The sequence below is a fragment of the Aquiflexum sp. genome (genome assembly GCF_041751335.1).
GTDB lineage: Bacteria > Bacteroidota > Bacteroidia > Cytophagales > Cyclobacteriaceae > Aquiflexum.
In genome coordinates, this window is record NZ_JBGSXS010000231.1 from 15,680 (window position 1) to 35,496 (window position 19,817).

At 40.1% G+C, this 19,817-nt stretch carries 12 protein-coding genes; 3 read left to right on the top strand and 9 right to left on the bottom strand.

What is annotated here, in order from left to right; translation table 11 throughout:
* Positions 1-44: 44 nt before the first annotated feature.
* The gene (locus ACEW8U_RS12445) at positions 45-1,199 is read left to right on the top strand and encodes a hypothetical protein (protein WP_373522373.1); all 1,155 of its coding nucleotides are present in this window, start codon (positions 45-47) and stop codon (positions 1,197-1,199) included.
* A 241-nt stretch (positions 1,200-1,440) separates the two neighbouring features.
* Positions 1,441-3,261, top strand: coding sequence for a metallophosphoesterase (locus ACEW8U_RS12450; protein WP_373522374.1), 1,821 nt, complete (start codon positions 1,441-1,443; stop codon positions 3,259-3,261).
* On the opposite strand, the gene ACEW8U_RS12455 is transcribed toward ACEW8U_RS12450, so the two are convergent.
* The 4 genes from ACEW8U_RS12455 to ACEW8U_RS12470 form a co-directional block, all read right to left on the bottom strand.
* Positions 3,237-3,815 carry a helix-turn-helix domain-containing protein gene (locus ACEW8U_RS12455; protein ID WP_373522375.1) on the bottom strand — a complete coding sequence of 193 codons (579 nt, stop codon included), beginning with the start codon at positions 3,813-3,815 and terminating at the stop codon, positions 3,237-3,239. The two genes, ACEW8U_RS12450 and ACEW8U_RS12455, sit on opposite strands and share 25 nt — an antisense overlap.
* A gap of 38 nt (positions 3,816-3,853) precedes the next feature.
* Positions 3,854-4,978, bottom strand: a complete 1,125-nt coding sequence (locus ACEW8U_RS12460) for a TIGR03364 family FAD-dependent oxidoreductase (RefSeq protein ID WP_373522376.1) — start codon at positions 4,976-4,978, stop codon at positions 3,854-3,856.
* A 13-nt stretch (positions 4,979-4,991) separates the two neighbouring features.
* Complete coding sequence (locus ACEW8U_RS12465; RefSeq protein ID WP_373522377.1) at positions 4,992-6,314, bottom strand: DUF5690 family protein; 1,323 nt, start codon at positions 6,312-6,314, stop codon at positions 4,992-4,994.
* A gap of 256 nt (positions 6,315-6,570) precedes the next feature.
* Positions 6,571-7,278, bottom strand: a complete 708-nt coding sequence (locus ACEW8U_RS12470; RefSeq protein WP_373522378.1) for an HAD hydrolase-like protein — start codon at positions 7,276-7,278, stop codon at positions 6,571-6,573.
* A 513-nt stretch (positions 7,279-7,791) separates the two neighbouring features.
* Here ACEW8U_RS12470 and ACEW8U_RS12475 point away from each other — a divergent pair.
* Positions 7,792-8,355, top strand: a complete 564-nt coding sequence (locus ACEW8U_RS12475) for a phosphonate degradation HD-domain oxygenase (RefSeq protein ID WP_373522379.1) — start codon at positions 7,792-7,794, stop codon at positions 8,353-8,355.
* Positions 8,356-8,651: 296 nt separating this feature from the next.
* On the opposite strand, the gene ACEW8U_RS12480 is transcribed toward ACEW8U_RS12475, so the two are convergent.
* The 5 genes from ACEW8U_RS12480 to ACEW8U_RS12500 all read right to left on the bottom strand — a co-directional run bounded on the left by ACEW8U_RS12480 (position 8,652) and on the right by ACEW8U_RS12500 (position 19,655).
* The gene (locus ACEW8U_RS12480; RefSeq protein WP_373522380.1) at positions 8,652-10,307 is read right to left on the bottom strand and encodes a metallophosphoesterase; all 1,656 of its coding nucleotides are present in this window, start codon (positions 10,305-10,307) and stop codon (positions 8,652-8,654) included.
* 212 nt (positions 10,308-10,519) lie between these two features.
* Complete coding sequence (locus ACEW8U_RS12485; protein WP_373522381.1) at positions 10,520-13,069, bottom strand: phosphocholine-specific phospholipase C; 2,550 nt, start codon at positions 13,067-13,069, stop codon at positions 10,520-10,522.
* A gap of 72 nt (positions 13,070-13,141) precedes the next feature.
* Positions 13,142-14,698 carry a SusD/RagB family nutrient-binding outer membrane lipoprotein gene (locus tag ACEW8U_RS12490; RefSeq protein WP_373522382.1) on the bottom strand — a complete coding sequence of 519 codons (1,557 nt, stop codon included), beginning with the start codon at positions 14,696-14,698 and terminating at the stop codon, positions 13,142-13,144.
* Between the two features lie 28 nt (positions 14,699-14,726).
* Entirely contained in the window at positions 14,727-17,945 is a 3,219-nt protein-coding gene (locus ACEW8U_RS12495; protein ID WP_373522383.1) for a SusC/RagA family TonB-linked outer membrane protein, read from the bottom strand.
* A 384-nt stretch (positions 17,946-18,329) separates the two neighbouring features.
* Positions 18,330-19,655, bottom strand: coding sequence for a DEAD/DEAH box helicase (locus ACEW8U_RS12500; protein WP_373522384.1), 1,326 nt, complete (start codon positions 19,653-19,655; stop codon positions 18,330-18,332).
* Positions 19,656-19,817 lie beyond the last annotated feature (162 nt).

Genomic DNA, 19,817 nt, shown 5'->3' on the forward strand with positions numbered 1-19,817 from the left:
CATTTTTTGTCTATTGCCTTTTACTAAAATAATCTCCAAATACCATGAAATTACTTACCGAAAAATTAGTTCAGCATCTTTTGTCAAAAAGTGAAGAACCCTGCATATCCCTCTACATGCCAACGCATAGGAGCCATCCCGACAACCAACAGGACCCTATCATGTACAAGAATCTTCTGAAAGAAATCGAGAATTCTTTACTTCAAAAATATTCGAATGATGAAACCAATGAATTTCTGGCACCATTGGAAGAACTGATAGATGATCCCAAAATATGGAACTTAACGCTTGAAGGTTTAGCAGTTTTCAGTTCTGCCAGCGTCATGGAAATCGTGAAGTTACAAGTGGTTGTAGAACCGCTCGCAATAGTAGCAGATAGTTTTCATACCAAACCCCTACGTAAGTACCTGCAATCCGTGGATCGTTTTCATGTTTTAGGCTTAAGTTTACATGATATATCCTTATATGAAGGTAACAGACATCACCTTACTGAAATCGATCTGATGGAGGAAGTCCCAAAAACCATAGAGGAAGCACTTGGTTATGAATTGACAGACAAACACACCACAGTAGCCTCTTATGGAGGTGCCAGCGGGGAAAGTTCTTCTATGCGTCATGGTCATGGTGGTAAAAAAGAAGAAATGGACGTTGATGCAGAGCGTTTTTTCAGAGAAATAGGAAAGGCGGTTCAAGAGCATTACTCTAAACCCACTGGATTGCCCTTGATTTTGGCGGCCCTTCCAGAACACCATAACCTTTTTCAGAAGTTAAGTGAAAATCCTTTGCTAGTCTCGGAAGGTATTAAAGTTAACCCCAAATCAGTTCCTGAAGAAAGATTGAAAGAATTGGCATGGGAGGTCATGGAACCTGAATACCAAAAGACATTGGACATCTTGGTTGAGAAATTTGAGCAGGCGAGAGCAGATGGTAAAGGGGGTGATGATTATAAAGAATTGGCCGTTGCTGCAGTTGAAGGTAGGATTGATACGCTAATATTGGAATCTGACAAGGTGATTGCAGCAAGGATAACCAACTTAGAGACGGGAAATACCCAGAAAAAAGATATCGATAATCCTAGAGTTGATGATCTTTTGGACGATATGGGCGAATTGGTTCTTAAAATGGGAGGTAAAGTTATTGTGATGCCTTCTGAAAATATACCTACCGAAACCGGAATGGCTGCAATTTTCCGTTATTGATCATTCCCCAACTTTTAAAATGTTCATTTCGAAAGCTAAAGCAGGAATAGTTGAACTTAAGAAAGATCATTTTTAAATTTTAACTAACGTTAGTTAGAATTCATAAAGTGCCAGCGAGGGGTTCAGATCCATTTTGATCTGAACCCTTCGCTGGCACTTTTTCTTGATACTTACTTAACATTTTATTCATCATTAAATCTGGATTTTATTTTAGTATTGCTAAACATTAAATCTGTTTCTGATGACATTTGTATTATTATTGTTTACTTTGATTACACAGGTCTTCACTTCTCCTTCGATTGGTGATACTCTTCCCAAACCTGTAGAGGAATTTTGGTTTTGGAACCAAACAGATCTCCCAAGAAATGGAATTACAAGATCGGGGGATTTCAAAAAGATGGAGGATTTAAGGGTTGACTACCAAATTCCCATGATTTCTTCCTTTGGAATTAATCAGCCCATTTCCGGAGTATACAAGCCGTTTGAAGTTTCAGAGGATTTTTTCTCCAATCCTTTTGCTATTGAATTTTTGATTCTTGACCATGTCAATCAGCCGGTCGGAATGGATGCCATTTGGACTGATGGTTCTTCTCCACAGTTGATTTTTCTACTTTACGACAACAAAATTCAACTTAAAGGGAAACAGGGTGAAAATTGGATTTCAAAAAGCCAACCTGCTGCGTATTGGAAAAAGTACTGGACACATATTATCATCAGTTTTGATGGCATTAAATCCACTGTGTTTGTTCAGGGAGAAAAAACCATGGAACTGGATGCCAATATTTTGAAAAATACCGGTAATTTTTATTTAAGGTCCTTTTTGACAAATGAACCCTATATGCAATTGCATGATTTTTTGAAGCAGACTGCCCTTTATCAGGGATCAATGGATTCAGGGATGATCAATGAAAGGTTTGATAAAATCAAAAATCAGATCGAATCGGGTAAACTGTTTCCGGATAAATTCCATTTGATGGCAGGTCCTTACTTAAGCCATATTCAGGAAAATGCTGCCCAAATAGTTTGGGAAACTGACGAGCCCTCCAAATCCACTGTTCATTTTGGAGAAAAACTTCCATTGGTTGAAAAGAAAGCAGCCATTTCCAGTGAGAGTGCTATAAATTCGATTGTATTGACCGGATTGGATGCCGGTACCACTTACTATTATCAAGTGGAAATGGAATCAGATCAAGGAGAAAAGACTATGACACCTGTGCTGACTTTTCAGACAGTAAAGCTTAAAAATGAGCCCTTTCTGTTCGGAATTATCAGCGACACAGAAAGCCGTCCCCATATCAACCATAGGGTAGGAGAGATGCTTTGGGATGAGCGTCCTGATTTTCTTATCCATCTCGGTGACCTATCTGATGGAGGTAAAAAAGACCATAAGTTTGAATGGACGATGGAGTATTTTCAGGGTATTGGTCCATTGACCTCCCGAATTCCGATTGCCACAGTTCCCGGAAATGGAGATGCCGACCTTTTTTGGTACAGCCAATACCATCCTCAGACAGGGGAGAAAGGTTACTATCGGTTTGATTATGGAGAAGCCTCGTTATGGATGCTCAACAGCAACCTGAAAAAAGAATTGCAATCAGGTGGTAAGCAATACAATTGGTTGAAGGAAGAATTGGCTAATAGCAGTTCCAAATGGAAATTTGTGGTATTGCACCATGCGCCTTATACTTCTGATGAAGATGATTATGGAAATACTTGGGCAGGTCCCGGGAATCAAGGAGATACCCAACTGAAAGACTTGGTTCAATTGATGGAAAGCTATAAAGTGGATATGGTTTTTTATGGACACTTGCACACCTATATGCGCTCCCATCTGATCAAAGGAGATAAAGTTGATGTTGAAAATGGGGTGACCTATATCCAAGCAGGTGGTACTGGTGGGAACTTAGAAGACAATGCCCCCACAAGAACCTGGTTTGCTGCCAAGAATTTTAGGGGATTCCATTATTGCACAGTTCAGGTTGTTGGGGAAAAGCTTGAATTAAGGACTTATGATTTAACTGGGGGGATGATTGATTTCTACTCCAAATTCTCAAAAAAATAAACCACCAGCATTTTTACGGGCACATTACCCTCATTTACCGGATTATGTTCCAGCCTGCCATCAAAAAGCATGGAATCCCCTTCATGCAGTTCTATGCTAGAATCCCTGAAAATATACTTGACGGAGCCTTGAAGGATATATTTGAATTCAAATGCATCTGTAGTTACAAAATCCCTCACTGATCCGGGCTGAATTTCAAGCAGGACAAAGTCCACTGCCCCTGTTTTGATTTTTCGGGTAAAAATTCGTTCGTACTGATAGCCTGAGGCCGGTTCTTTCTCAAATTTGCGGTACTCTTCTTTCCTTAATACCAATATCGGAGCTTCCCTTCCATCAAGACTCAGGTCATTGAAAAAATAATTCAAATCCACCTCCAAGCCTTTAATGATCTGCATCAATACCAGAAGAGAAGGAATGGTCCTTGAGTTTTCTATTTGGGAAATCAATCCTTTTGTAACACCTGCACGGTCTGCGATTTCCTGAATGGTCAGGTTTTTATCTTTTCTGATACTTTTGATTTTTTGGCTGATCTGAACCAATATTTCATTTTCCATTTTGAAAAATAAGCGTAAATCTTTTTATGTCTAAAGTTTTAAAGAATTCTTTCTGTCACTTCTTCCCCCAATCCAAAAGAAAGGGTCATCCCTGCACCTCCTAGGCCATTGACGATCCAAGTTTGGGGATTGATCTGATGGATGAATTCTGTGGCACCATTGGTCATTTTAGGATAAATTCCGTGCCAGGATGATTCCGTTGTCCAGTCCTTAAAGGAAGCAAAAGTTTTCAAAAATCCAAGAATTTTATCATTGATATCCTGTCGGTCAAATGGATCCAAATGCAGACCATATTCATGGCTGTCACCAATGGTCAATTGGCCCGAACCATTTTGGGATACCATGATATGAATGCCCAAATCCAACATTTCAGGATATTGATCTTCGTACACAGCTTTCAATTTCGACAATGAGGGAGCAACATGAAAACCTTTATAGTGGATAAAACTCAAACCTGCACAAAGTGGAGGGCCGATACGCCAATTTTCGGGCTGCTTGACCAACCGCATCATCTGTAGTTTACATTTGGTGATTGGGGTGTTGGAATAAACTTCAGGATACAAGGTTTCGAAATCCGCTCCGCTACAGACAAAAATCAGATCAGCTTCCCAACTTTCTTTACCAGAAAACACTTTGTTTCCGTCGATTTGTGAAATAGCTTTGTTCCATTCAAAAGTGACATTTTCCAAGGATTCCAAATAATCGGCAGTTTTCCAGATGGCTTCCCTTGGATTCACGATCATTTCTTCTTCCGTCCAAAGCGCCCCTTTCAAACCAAGGGTAATGGCAGCAGGGCTTTTTTCCTTTGTTTGTGAAGGGCTAAGGTGATGAGCAGATTTGAATCCTTGCATAGCATACACATATTCACCGACCACTTCATTTTCCAGTTCTGTATAAGCCAAATGGAGGGAACCGGTTTGTTCTGCGCCAAATCTCGCTTTTTTGCTCATCTCCAACCAAATCTCTCTTGACCTCATCGCCCGGTCAAATGTCTCTCCCTGTGCCTGACCAACAGGCCATACCATCCCAAAATTACGGATAGATGCCCCCACAGGTCTTGGATTTCTTTCTATGACTTTCACCTTCCATCCTTTATTGGAAAGGGCTCGCGTGATGGCAAGCCCAACGATTCCTGCACCGATTACTATTGCTGATTGGTTCATTTTTGAAATAGGTTTAATAGCTTGTCTTAAGGATCACTTTTTCTTGAAGGTCATTAGATGGCTTTTTCAATTTTCTTTTGAAATAAAAAAGCGTAAAAAGGATTAACAATACACTCAGGCTCAAAAATATGAGGATGACCTGCGAGTAGAAATTATACCAACTCATATTTTCCAAGATGCCAAATTGCTTGATGGTCACAATCCCTACCGAACCCAAATATCCAAAACTGTCAGCCAGATACATTAGGAATCCCACATTTCCCGCAGATCGAAAAGCAGCAATCAACCTTTCAAAAAGGAGGCAGTTAAAAGGAATATAGCCCATATAAATCCCCGTTCCGGTTCCGACTACCCAATTAAATGGAGAAATGATCCCCATCTTGAGTAAAACCGTCGAACCAACCGCCAAACCAAGTCCTCCTATAATGATCCAATGATTAATAAAAAGTGCCTGTTCGTTATTTTTGACCAAAACCAAGGAGGCCATCATAAACAGTAAGAATAGTGTGATCGGAATCTCAGTCTGCGTAAGAAGTGCGGGACTGACCACAATATCCAAGGCTTCCCAGATTTCCACAGCAAAATTGTCCCTCAAGTCCCGTAAAGCGGTCAATACTATATATACCAAAACCAAAATGATGATTCCAGGCTTGAAAACGTTGAAAAATGCTTTTCTCTCCGCTTTGGACATGGGAGTCCGTGCCGAGCGTAAAGTAATGTCCTGCGAAGTAGGGGGAGGGGTTTGGTTCAAAAGAATTACAGAGATCAATAGAATGGGGACAAAAAGACCTCCGGTCCAAAAAGGCATCCAATATTCACTGACCTGCCATTCATCTATCAGGTATTTGCCAATGGATTTGACTAAACCTGAAGAAAACACAAAACTGACAGCAAGGATACTCCCCATCATTTCTGTAAACTTTCTTCCTTCGAGATAATGAAAAACCAATCCCCAGATCAAACCCAATGGAAATCCATTGACCAAAAAACAAAGTATGTTGAAAGGTGCTGGCAGGATGGCAAACCCAAGCAATCCAAACCAGGATATTCCGATCAGGGATATAATCAGAATGGCTCTTTTTTCAGGGCGCAATTCCGAGATCATTTTAATGCCATAAAACTTGCTCGCCATGTATCCAAAAGTCTGTGCCAAAATCAACCAAACCTTCAAATCCATTCCAAATAGCACTTCCCCTTCAAAAGTTGCAGCAGCAAATGGCTTCCTAAATGCATACATACTGCTGTAAGTCAGAAACGCCATACTTGCCGCAAACAAACTCATCGTGAAATTGCTGCTTTTGGCCAGTCGCTTGCTGATGGAGGGTATTTGGAGCATTAAAAGTATTTTATTTATTTTTTTATATAATTCTCGACTTTGCCAGCAGTAAGGTTTCTTATCTCTTCGCCTCAGTCAAAACCTTCGAGGTCTAAAAAAGACCTCAAAGGTTGGAGGGGCCGACCTTTGGGGTTTTTAATACCCCGAAGGTCTTTTATGGTATAGCCTATCATTTTCTCTTTTTGCTATTTGTTGTGAAAAACCTTCGAGGTCTGGAAAAAGACCTCAAAGGTTATCCAACCTCACATCTCACGTCTTATGTCTTACGTCTTCCATCAACCAAACCCAAAACCTCCCTTAATGAATGCACCACATGTGTAGGATGATGCTTTCTTAATTCACTTTCTGTAAAAGCTCCGGTTGTCACGGCAATGCTCATAAGACAACCGGAATTGTGACCTTGGTTGACATCTACTTCTGTATCGCCGATTTTGATTACTTCTTTTGGATCGGTAATTCCAAATTTTTTCATTATGACCTGAATCATATCAGCATATGGTCTGCCTCTTTCGACCTCATCACTACAAACTGTGATATCGATCAATGGAGTATTTATCCAACCGACCCTTTCCAAAATCACATCCGTAATGTCTCGGCTGAATCCGGTATCCAATCCTACTTTTATACCCATTTTTTGGAGTTCGGTAAAAACTTCCTCCGCATCGTCCATGGCAGCAATACCGGGTGTATTCCGGTAGTATTCAATCATATTGCTTACAAATTCATCATGTACTGCCGAAATCAATTCCTCGGTTATTTCATTTTGATTGGATACATTTTGGGATAATAAGTCCCGTATAGCCAATGGTTTTGGGTACCCCATTTTCTCTTGGGCCTCTTCCAAGGTGACTTTATCAAAACCGTGGTGAAGAAATGCTTCCTGGAATGCAGCAGCAACATTACTGTTGTCCTTAATGGTAGTTCCTGCCATGTCAAAGACTGCCAGTTTTATAGATTTTTCCATATTTCTGAATGGGCCTTAATTGTCAATAAAGAGGGTGAAAAGAATCGGTTGAAATCAAAATTATTCTTGAGCGGCATTAATGTTTAGCAAAAATAAACTTTTGTATATTTTCAACAATAAATATATTGATTATCCTTCTGTTAATTTTACAGGGATTTACAAGTCTAAAAATTAAAGAAGATAGTCTTTATGGAAGTAAAAAGACCTTTTGATTTTGCACAGCAAAAAGTACTTTTATATAATCTGCTATACTCTTTCCTACAACCAAAAAAAGTAATCTATTCTAAATGCTGGTTAAATATAGATTCATACCAACTTCATCCCGAAAGCTATCGAGATCGGTCTTCAGTCTTCCCTGCCTGCCGCAGCAAGGCATCACGAGAAACAACCGTAATTTGGTAACTATTATCATCCCAGATAATCATATAGTTAATTATTTGTTAACAGAAAATGCTTCTTTAATCAATAGCCTTGATTTAATTTAGTATTTATAAACAATTGGATATTGACGCAATGGGAAAATCGAAACTGGAAAGGATTGATGAAGTGTTTGGCCTTTATGAAAAGTTTGGACAGACTGATTATATAGGAGAGCCTGTTTCACAGATAGAGCACATGTGTCAGTCTGCTCAATTGGCCGAAAAATGGGGCTTTGATGAAGAAGTGATATTAGCAGCTTTTTTCCATGATATCGGACATCTCTTTGCATTGGATCAGGATCTTGAAAATATGGGAGGATATGGGGTGATGAGCCATGAAAAGTTGGGCGCGGATTTTCTAAGGAAATTGGGATTTCCTGAAAAAATTGCAAAACTAGTAGAGAATCATGTACAGGCCAAAAGATATTTGACTTGCAAGTATCCCGAATACTTTCAAAAATTATCTGAAGCAAGTAAAAAGACTTTGGAATACCAAGGCGGCGTGATGACTGCTGATGAGGCTGAAGTATTTGAAAAAGATGGATTATTTGAACTTTCCCTAAAAATGCGCACTTGGGATGAGTTGGCCAAAGAAGAGAAAGTCCCCTTGCCTGATATGGACAGGTATAAAGAGCTGGCATTAAAGGTGATTTCCTGAAGAACGCAGGTAAAGCTGATTTTTTCACTGATTTAATTATCTGTGTGCATCAGTAAAATCAGTTTCATACCTGCCTGAATGCTCACAGCAGGCTGGAGCTTTCCATCAAATGATTCTTTCCCAATAAGAGTCATATCCGCCAATGTGAGTCTCTACCGCCAACAGCTAATATAAGTGTTTCCCGCCATTGTGAGTGTCACATTTCTCACATTTTTTAGGACAGACCTATCCAACCGCCAATGTGAGTGTCTCCACTCACATTTCCTTTCCCCTGTGAGTGCCTCCACTCACATCCTTCAATTGAGTAAAAACCTATCAATCACCCTACCCTCTACATCAACCGCCTCAAATTCCAATTGCTCCTGATCCGCTACAATCCATCCAAAATGATGCACCCTGATAAGCTTGTCCATTTTAGGGAATGCTTCCAATTCATCTTCCGGCTCTAGTTTTCCCCCCGCTCCTCCAACAATGACAAAAGCTGTTTGGTTGGTTTTGTTTTCGATAATCAATCGCTCATAATCATGGGTATGACCGGATACTACCAAATCAATCTGTCCTGATTCCCAATAGGGCTTTAATAAATCCAAAATACATTTCTCTCCCTTGTAGCCCTTCCAACCTTGACTGAAAGGTGGTTGATGGACAAATACAATTTTCCAATACGCATTTTTCCAAGCTTCGGAATTAATGGTTTTCTGGAACCAGTCATTTTGTTCTGAATGTATATTGACGCCCACAGGAAAGTTTTCATTAGGGTCTAGAGCTATAAATGCGCAGGGACCTTCCTGCCAAAATTGATAGTTTTTCTGATTTTGGTATTTCAGGTTTTTTTTAAAATTGGTTGGAATCCAATCATTATAACTGTTGTCATAATCATGGTTGCCCGGAAAAAGATAATGTGGGACAGGTACTTCATGTAATTGCCTGAGCAACTTGACATATTGCCATGAGTTTCCTCCATTTCCCACCAAATCACCAATTCCTACCGTAAATTGAGGGTTTTTAATTTTCATCTGATTGGTGATTTCAGAGAAAGTTTCCCAGTCCCCTTGACTGTCTGCCCATACTGTGAAAGAAACTGATTTTGTAGAGGCAGATAGCGTGGCTTTAAAAAGAGGTGAAATTGTTTTATTCATTTTGAAATGGAAGTAATGGCATTTCTTAGAAGAAACAATGGCACTAAAAACTCCATTTTCTTCCTTTACATCTTTTGTATTCAAAACCATATTTGGATCATGCCCGAAATGTAATTTTGCATGAGCATTTTTTTCTCCCGTCCATCTCAATATCAAACTATCTTTGCTTATTGGAATGAGCACAGGAGAACTGTACCAAATCGGGTAGTCCTCCCAGTTTTCTGGATGAATATCTTCTGTCCAAAAGTTTTCTTTGGCTTTTTGGAGCGCTATTTCAAAGTTGTTTTGCTTTTCATTCAAATGTTTTTCCAATACTTCCCGTTTCACCCAAAATACTTGCTTCAATCCTCCTGAAGCTGCATCATTGATGACCCGGATCTTGATTTGGAGTGGTGTTTCGGTTGATCCTTCAAAAGGGAAAAACAACTCAGAATTTTGCATGACCCTAACTCCGTTGACCCAAAGTTGCGCACCATCATCGGCATTGATCCATAGATAACCTTCTGCCAATTCCAATGTATTTGAATACCAAATATTGCTGTTAGGATAGGGGATTCTATGAGGAAGTTGGATTTTTTCTCCAAGGGTAATCTCAGGAAATGATGCGGTTTTACCGGGGATTGTGTCCCAGCCGTAAAATTCCCAACCCTCTTCCAACAGCAATTTTTCCTCTTTTGGGATGATTTGAAATACTGAAAGATTTCCTATGGAGTCCAAATAGGTGAAAGCAGAACCGGAGTAGGTCGGTGTAAACTCTTCCCGTTTACATGAAATCAGCATAAGTAAGACAAAAAGAAAAAAAGTGTTTTTCATGAGATAGTTAAATGGGGCAAAAAACTTTAGTAGAATATTTATTTCTCTTCGTGTTTTTTTGATGAATAAAACTTCATTCTTAGCCAATGTGAGTGTCCTCACTCACAACTTTCAGTTCACACCTTCGTCAATGTATGTGTCCTCAATCACGTTCTTTAACCCAAATCTATCACTTACCTTTTCTACCAAATCCACTTCCAACAATCCGATTTTCAAACATTAAAAGTATCACTGTCAATTGTTAGATCCCCCATTTGAGGGTCTGTTTTTGATGCCAATCCTGTCTCAATTCTTCCGGCAAACCTTCTTTCAAAATTACTGTCATTCTTAGTCTTGAGAGAAAAATCATACCATCCATAGCTTTTATCTGTTTCAATGGTGATGGTTTTTTTTGCCATTGACCTGATGCTGAATGCTTTCATTTCCTTTCCGTAGGCCTGATCTTCAAGAAGGCAATTGACAGTTTTTGAAATGTCCTTATTTTCCATGTGTATAAGAAGCAGCGGTTTTTTTGGATTAGAAATGTCGTAGGTGGTGTTAACTTCCAACAATAACTCTCCCTTTTCCCCCCTGAAACTTCTGAAAAAACCATTCGGGCCATAAGCTTCCAAGTGATAGTAATCATTTTCAAAATTTTCCAGCGGCCATTCATAATCCAGTTCAGTACCTGCCTCCAAAGCAAAATCCCAGGATTTCATAGATTTCCATTGACCATTTTCCAAATACTTGATCTGACTGTAAACTTGAAAAGGCACACCTGCAGTTTTGTCTCCAAATAATTCCTTTCCATTTTGAAAATTTATTCGGAAATTTTGCTGAATAGGATCTAATGACCCATCGACGTAAAGTTCATAAGGAAGGGTAGAGGAGTTTCTGATTCCAGCTTCCTGTTTTGGCAAAATGGGGGATGCTATCCCCTTTTCTTTGAGGCTTTTGATTTCTTCGGTTTTTAAGGGCGTAAAATTATTGGGCATGTCTTTAAAACTTGCTTGGTGTATCATGGACATAAACGCTTTTTGCTGAACAGATTTTGGAAAACCGATTTTCTCACCATTATATGGTCTGAAAGCAGAGGTGAGGTCACCGCAAACTGTCCTTCTCCAAGAATTGATATTTTCTTCTTTTATGTCTTTTCCTGTTTTGTGTTTTAGGAATTTTTCCAAAAACATCAGAGAAGAGGTCAGATCACAAACCTCAGAGTTGACCCATCCTCCTCTTGTCCAAGGAGAAGCAATGATCAAAGGAACCCTATATCCTAGACCAATCGGACTTTGCCGGGCATTTTCCGGTCCCATTCCAGGCTTTGAAAGTTCCTCTTCCATGGTGACAAATTCATCTTTGGTGCTGATGCCTGAAGTATATTTGCCCGAATCATTATTGGTAGGATGCGGTGCGACGAATGGAGGGATATGGTCAAAATACCCATCGTTTTCATCGTAGTTGAGGATAAAAATGGTTTTCTTCCAGACTTCTGGATTTTCAGTCAGGATATTCATTACTTCAGAAAGGTACCAAGCCCCATACCAAGGGGCAGATGGATGATCGGAAAATTTCTGAGGAGCGACCAACCAACTTACTGTTGGCAATTTGCCATCCTTTACATCCTTTCGGAATTCATGTAAGATATCTCCTTTTGGAACTTTGGTTTTGAATTTTTCCCCATCCTTTTCATATTCCATCCATTCTGTATCATGAAAATGAGGGTCTGAATCATTGATGGTAAAAGCCTTTTGATGAAGATTTTTTTCTGCTTCAGGTAGTTTGGCAAAATTATCCGGATGGTATTTTATCAAGGCATCTTTGACATAGGCCAGTTTTGCTTTGTTTTCAGCAAGCCCTTTTTCTTGTCCTTCTACAGGATTGGATTTCATGGTTGCTTCCAAATCAGCTATGGTCTGCACCAATTGCTTTTCAGCCTCCTGCAAAAACGGATAATGGCTTTTGGCAAACCTGACATGGTATTGCTTGAACCATTCCAGATTATTGTCTGTGAAATTTCCCAAAAGACTTTCATCTTCCCCCTCTAATCCAGAGGAAAGACTGATTTCATTTTGGTACACCCTCCAAGAAACACCGTTTTCTTCCAATCTTTCCGGATAGGTTTTCCAGTCAACTTCGTTGCTATAAGTCGCTTCTGAATTTCTTACAACTGAAAGGCCTGTTTTGGGATCCCTGCTTTTTCCGGTCCAAAAATACATACGGTTGGTAGTCGTACCGGTCAGGGCAGAACAAAAATGCTGATCGCAGACCGTGAAGGCATCAGCCAAAGCATAGTAAAACGGGAGGTCCTCACGGGTATAATATCCCATGGTCAGCGGTACATGGCTGAATTCTTTGGTGCCGGGCCGTTTGGCCTCTATCCATCCATCATATTTTCCCTCATTTCGGGCATCCACCTGATTTTCCCAAGAATGAGGGATGTCCTTCATCCAAGTCGCTTTGGTGTTTTGGATATCCAAATGAAATGGTTTGAAAGTATTTCCTTCTTTATCTTTTTGCAGCCAAACCAGTAATCCGTCCTGAAGTCTGATGGCCCTAGGGTCATTGAATCCACGGACACCTTGAAGTGAACCCAAAGCATGGTCGAAGGATCTGTTTTCCTGCATCAAAAAAACTACATGTTCGGCATCATAAAAAGTACTTCCTTCTTCAGGACTTATGGCCATTGCTTTTTGAATGGCTTGAGGAATTCCTCCCCAAAGTGCCATCCCTCCTGAAAAAACAGTTGCCTGTTTTAAAAATTCTCTTCGATTGCTTTTCATAGGTTATTGCAATAAACCTGCCCATACCATATGTTTTGGTACAGGCAGGGGATTTAATTTTAAGATTCTTATTTATCTAACTACATCCCACCAAACCCTGGTAGAAATGCGGTCTTCACCTTGTCTAGTGATGGCAGCCCGGTAATTGTCTTCATTCAGCGCCTGAACAGAAGAAGGGTACATAAATCTTCTTGGTACATTGGGCTCAAATGCTGCAGGACCGGGTACAATTTCAGGGTATCCGGTTCTTCTCCAATCATACCAGTTTTCTAATCCTGAGAAAAACAGAGATAACCATTTTTGAGTACCAATTTTTCCAAGTTTTTCCAGCTGTGTTCCGGTGTAGGATACTTTTGTTTGGTTAAAATAATCATTTCCAACCTGTAATCTATCGGCTATCTGTGGCAGGTTGACCAATCTATATCGGCTTTCATAATAATCAAATGAAGCATTCACACCATTCAGGTAATATTCCTCGGCACTTCCTGTGGTGATGAAGCCTCTTTCCCTAGCCTCAGCTAAGATAAACTGCAACTCAGAATAATTCATCAGAATAGTTTGATAACCTAAAGGGTTGGCTAAATCAGTACACTGATCACATGACCAAAGAAAACCAATTCTGGAAATATAATTTGAACCACCTCTTGCAGGATCTCCGGAAGGAGAATATTGCAGTGCTTCTTCATCAGAAAGTCCATTGGGTACACCTTGGTAATCTTCAGTATCACCGATAATTTCTGCCCCCGATTCATTGGTTGGCTGGGCATAAGCAAATAACCGAGGGTCATTGAGGTCTTTAAGTGTCAGCTCCATGTTTTTGCTCAACCTGTATTCATCAAATGACCCTGACCGGGTAGTGTAAAGGTCATGTTGGTTAGGAACATCAGGGAGATGCTGTAGCATTGCATGATCATTGTTTCCTGTGAATATTGGAAACTGCGCAGGGTTGGATAGAATCTGTTGCATTTCAACAGAAGGGTCTTTCCTCAATGAAATTCGCATCAAAGCCCTTAACCTTAAAGAGTTTGCGAATTTTCTCCATTTGGTAATATCTCCTCCAAAAAGGATATCTCCTCTTATTGCTTCATTGCTAGTTCCCAAAAGCTCATTGGCTTCTCTTAATTCCTTGAGGATTCCTTCATAGATTGCCTCTTGACTGTCAAAAACAGGGTAGTTGACACTTTCTTTGGCCAAAGTGGCTTCGGAGTAAGGAAGCTCCCCATAAGCATCAGTCATAAAGGCATATTGAAAAGCCCTTAATACTTTTGCTATACCTACATAATTGTTCTGTCCGAGAGGCTCAGATATCAGGATGATATTGTTCAAATCTCTCATGGAATTGAAGAAAGTACCATAGGGATTGCCAAATGGTCCCCAGTTGTAACGATCTTCGTTGGTAAATTGGATTTTTGCAGTGTACTGCATCACTACATTTCCAATACCCCAGGCCTGACCTGCTACCTGCCCCGCAGTACTTCTAATTACGGTAGGCAGCAACAATGAGGAGGGAACGACTTCAGGAGAGTTTGGATTGGAATTGATTTCTTCAAAATCTCCAGTACAAGATGCAATCCAGCCGATTTGAAGGACAAGGATAGCAGTGAAAAGTTTTTTGATATTCAGTTTCATGATTTTCAATTTTCAGATGATTGGTGGATTAAAACTTAGCATTTAGATTAAATCCAAAGTTTCGTGTAGAAGGAAAGGCCATATTTTCAACGCCTGGCTGAAGTGTTCCTCCAGACATTGATAATGTCTCAGGATCAAAGTGTGGATTTTCAGTCCATAAAGCAAGGTTTCTTCCTACCACAGACAATCTCACATCTTGAATGGGTAGGTTTCCGAACCATTTCTTTGGTAGATTGTATCCGAAAATTACCTCACGAAGTTTGATGAAAGAGGCGTCATATTTGGCCGCTTCTACATTGTTTCTTTCATAATATCTATTGTGCCAGTTTCTAGAGGTGATTTTGATGTCATTTGGTCTGAAGGTTCCATCTCCATTTGCAATTACCCCCGGGCTTACAATTCCATTTCCTTCTATAGTAAGGTCATATCCATTTTCCCTTCCCAACAGGGTTTCTTCCAATTGACCGGAAGTGCTGCCGATGGTTTTTGTTCTTGAGACTACTATTCCCCCATAACGGACGTCAAAGAGGAATCCGAAGGAGAAGTTTTTATAGGTAAAACTGTTTTGTATACCCACCATCCAGTCAGGATTATAATTTCCCTGAAGGACCAACTCAGAATCTCTAAGGGGTGTGCCTGTACTGTTGTGGATGATTTCTCCGAAGTAAGGACTATTTGGATCATCAACCCTTGCAAATCCAACTCCATACATATTTCCCATTCTTTCACCGATCCTAGCCTGTACAAAAGCGCCGTTACGTTCTGTCAAAGTATAAGTGTCCAATCCTTCTGTCAGTTCTATTACCTTACCTCTGTTTCTGGTAAAGTTGGCCATAACATCCCATCTAAAGCCATTGTTTTTTCTTATTGGATTGGCCATAGCTATAATTTCAATTCCCTGATTCTGGATTTTACCGGCGTTGATGATACGGCTATTGTAGCCTGTGGCAATGTCCAAAGTGATTGGAATAATCTGATCTCTTGTAATGTTATTGTAATAGGTGAAATCCAATCCTAACCTACCTTGAAAAAATCTGAGATCAAGTCCAAATTCCGTAGATGCGGTTCTTTCAGGTCTCAATTCCGCATTGGATAGGACAGAGGACTCTGTTTTAGCCTGATCCGATCCCCATGCGATCTGATTGTTGAAAACATTCGTCAAGCTGAAAGGAGAAGTATCATTTCCGACTTCTGCATAAGCTGCCCTAACTTTCACCAAAGACACATTTCTGGGCATTTCTATCATGTCTGAAATGATACCACTTACCGTTGCTGATGGATAGAAGTAAGAGTTGTTATTTACCGGAAGGGTAGAAGACCAGTCATTTCTTCCCGTGATATCCAAAAACAGGATATTCTTATACCCGATTTGGCCAAATCCGTAAAGCGAATTAATTTTTTTGCGGGAATTAAATTGCTCTGTCTGTAAAGCGACCGCGGTATTGGTAAAGTTGTAAATATTTGGAATCAACAATTCAGGAGCAACCAATTGAAGAAATCTGTTTTCTTGTGACATCAGGTTTCCACCCAAAGCAATGTTATAGGTCCAAGTAGCACTGGTAGTTTCAGAGTAAGTCAGCAAAAAGTCTGAGTTCCTTTCATTGAAAGACACATTGTCCTCTCGGTAATTACCTCTTGGGAACCTTTGGGTGGAGAATGCTCTTTTTCTGTCTCTTATCTCATTGTAATTGTCTACACCTGTCCTTAGCATGAGGCTAAGTTTATCTGTGATTTGATAATTCAATACGAGATTTCCAAAAATCCTATTCTTTTGCTGTCCGTTGGTATTTTCATATACTGTGAAATATGGATTGTCATGGTAGTTGTAGTTGTAATTGAACTGCTGAACCCCTTCTAATCCAGGCATCCAATAATCTCTCAAGTTTCTTGTATTGATCTGCCTACCATACCAAATCCATAAGTACATCAGGTTCTCTGTTCCGTAACTGATATTTGGTCTATTACCTGAATTGGTATTCTGATAATTGATTGTTGTATTTAAGGTCAGTTTGTTTGGGATGATTTGAATTCCTGAATTCAATGCCAATGTATTTCGTTTAAGGTCTGTATTGGGTACTATACCTTTTTGATCCAAATTAGTCCAAGAAAACCGCACGTTTGCCTTTTCAGTGTCCCCTGCAATTGAAACATTATTTGCCAATGTCACACCGGTTCTGAAAAAGTCATTGATGTTGTTTGGCTGAGGAACCCAAGGGGTGGAATTGATGGTACTTCCTGCTGGCGCATTTAAATCACCTCCTCTAAAACCAGCAACATTTCTTGGTGAATCAAATTGTGGAATAGACAATCCGGTATTCATGTTAGGACCCCAACTTTCATCAACTCCATCGGCAATACCTGCTCCGGCACCATTGACAAATGCAAATTGACCGTTATTTCCCTGTCCATATCGATCTTGCCATTTGGGCATCACCAAAGGATTGTCAAAAGTGGTGTTGGAATTAATGGTCACTCCTAACCCCTTTTTTCCTTTTCCAGATTTGGTTGTGATCAAAATAGCCCCGTTAGCCGCTCTTGAACCATATAGTGCCGCCGCCGCCGGGCCTTTCAACACTGTCATGGACGCAATGTCATCAGGATTGATCTCTCCTGCGGCATTTCCATAATCCACTTCCTGCCCACCTCTACCTGAAGATCCCACTATATTATTGCTTATAGGAATCCCATCCACTACAAATAAGGGTTGGTTGGCATTGATATTCAATGAGGACTCCCCGCGTATGGTAACCCGCGTAGATCCACCCAAAGTACTTGACCCGTTGGTGATCTGTACACCTGCAACCCGACCGCTTAAGGAATTCAAAACGTTTGTTTCCCGAGCTTCGGAAAATCTATCTCCATCTACTGTTTGAACCGAATATCCAAGGGCTTTGGCATCTCTTTCCATTCCGAGTGCAGTGATGACCACTTCACTCATCTCAAAACCTTCTTGCAGTGTAACATTCATAAGGTTTGCATTGCCGACCACTCTATCCAATTTTTCAAATCCAATAAAGGAGAAAGAAAGTGTGTCGGAAGCATTGGCTACAATGTTAAATACACCGTCTAAATCTGCCACGGTACCCTTTGTGGTACCTTTGATCAGAACGCTTGTTCCTGGTAGCGGTTGACCGCTGGGATCAGATACTTTTCCTTCTACCTTTCTTTCTTGGGCGAAGGCAGATAGTGTCAAACCTAGCAATAAGGTGAGCAACCATCCTACTTTTTGTGTTGTTGAGGTTTTCATTAGTTTGTAGAAATGTGTAATGGCTTTATGTTTAAAAGTTTTAACAAAGCTAAACTTTTGGACGCCAGATGGGGTTAAGAAAAGGTTAAGGAAAAGTGAATTAATTTTTTGTTAAGAAGTAAAAAATAGACTTAAATAAACTTTAAATAGCGTTTTTTAACTTAATATTGATCGAAAAAACTGTAGATATATTTATTAATTGTTAGGGTTCTGTTAAATTAAAAAGTATATAAATAGTAAACTTTATAAAAAGACGTGAGTCGTGAGATGTGAGACGTTAGACTTCCAAAACTTTAAGGTTTTTTCTAACCTCGAAGGTTTTTGGCTTAAGTATGAGATTCATGCCATGACTCAAAGTCATGGAATGAATTTAGCAACCCTTAATCAATTCGCCTCCGCCACCCTTACCTTCACTTTCTTTAACTTCTCATTATTGATCTTGGAGATGGTTTTTTTGGCGAGGTCACGTTTGACCGCCACATAGGAAGCAAAATCCAAAATGGTTATCAATCCGATATCTGAACCGTCAAGTCCACCCTTTTTGGTCAGGAGTCCAACGATATCTCCTTTGCTGATTTTGTCTTTTTTGCCCGCACTGATATACAGGCAGGCAAGGTCTGTAGGAGAGGGTTGAGGTAATGTTTCAGAAACTTCGATTTCCTCAACCAATTTATCAATATAATCAGGAAGTTCTTCGTCATTGGCCAATATCAGGTAACCCTGACCTTCTGCATGCATTCTTGCAGTTCGCCCGTTACGGTGGGTAAAAGCATCTATCCGTGGAGGCAATTGATAATGGACCACATGTTTGATTTCCGGAATGTCCAAGCCCCTTGAAGCAAGGTCTGTGGCGATTAAAAGGTTGTATACGCCACTTCTGAATTTGATCAGGTTTTTTTCACGGTCGATCTGTTCCATCCCGCCGTGCAATACCCCATGTTCAAAATTATAAGCTGTCAGCAAAATACTGATCCTGTCCACAGCATCTCGGTGATTGCAGAAAACAAGGCAAGCCTCATGCTGAAATCCTGCAACAAGGCGCATCAAGGTCTCAACTTTCAACTTGCTCGAGGTATGGATAAGTTTGAGTTCCAGTTTGGAATCAGCCTCATCTTTGAGGTAATTGACCTGTTGTGGTCTGCTAAAGGGGATAAAATCCGGCATCCTGTCCAATTTGGTGGCAGAAGTCAGCAAATGCCTTTCTGTTCCGGTTAATGCCCTGAATATTCCTCTCAGCTGTTCATGGAAGCCCATTTGTAGGGATTTGTCAAATTCATCCAATACGACCATACGGATATATTCCATATTAATGGATTCCCTTTGGACATGGTCGGATAGCCTTCCGGGAGTACCGATTACCACTGCAGGACCTTCCGCCAAGGAGTTCTGTTCAATTTTTACAGAATGCCCACCATAGCAAGTGCTGACCCTGAAGTTGGTTTTCAGCGACTTGAAAACCTGCGCTATCTGAATGGCCAATTCTCTTGAGGGTACCACAATCAATGCCTGTACCTGTCTGAGGTTTTCATCCAAACCATCAATCATAGGAAGAAGATAAGCTAAAGTTTTCCCTGAACCTGTGGGTGCCAATAACATCAGATTATCGGTTGCTTTTGCCTGCTGTATAAAATCCAACTGCATTTCATTAAAGGATTCGATTCCTAAAAGATCTAAAAACCCGGCGTATTTCTGATTGATGTTTTCTGACATGTTGCAAAGGTAGGTTTTTTTGAAGAATGGAGTTTACATGAAATTTTTCGAGGATTTTATATATAATACCTTAAAAACCAAGGAGATTCTGAAATCCGATCAAAATTCTCTTCCAAATCAGTTTTTTACCTTTTCCAATATTACTGCTTGCCTTATCTTATA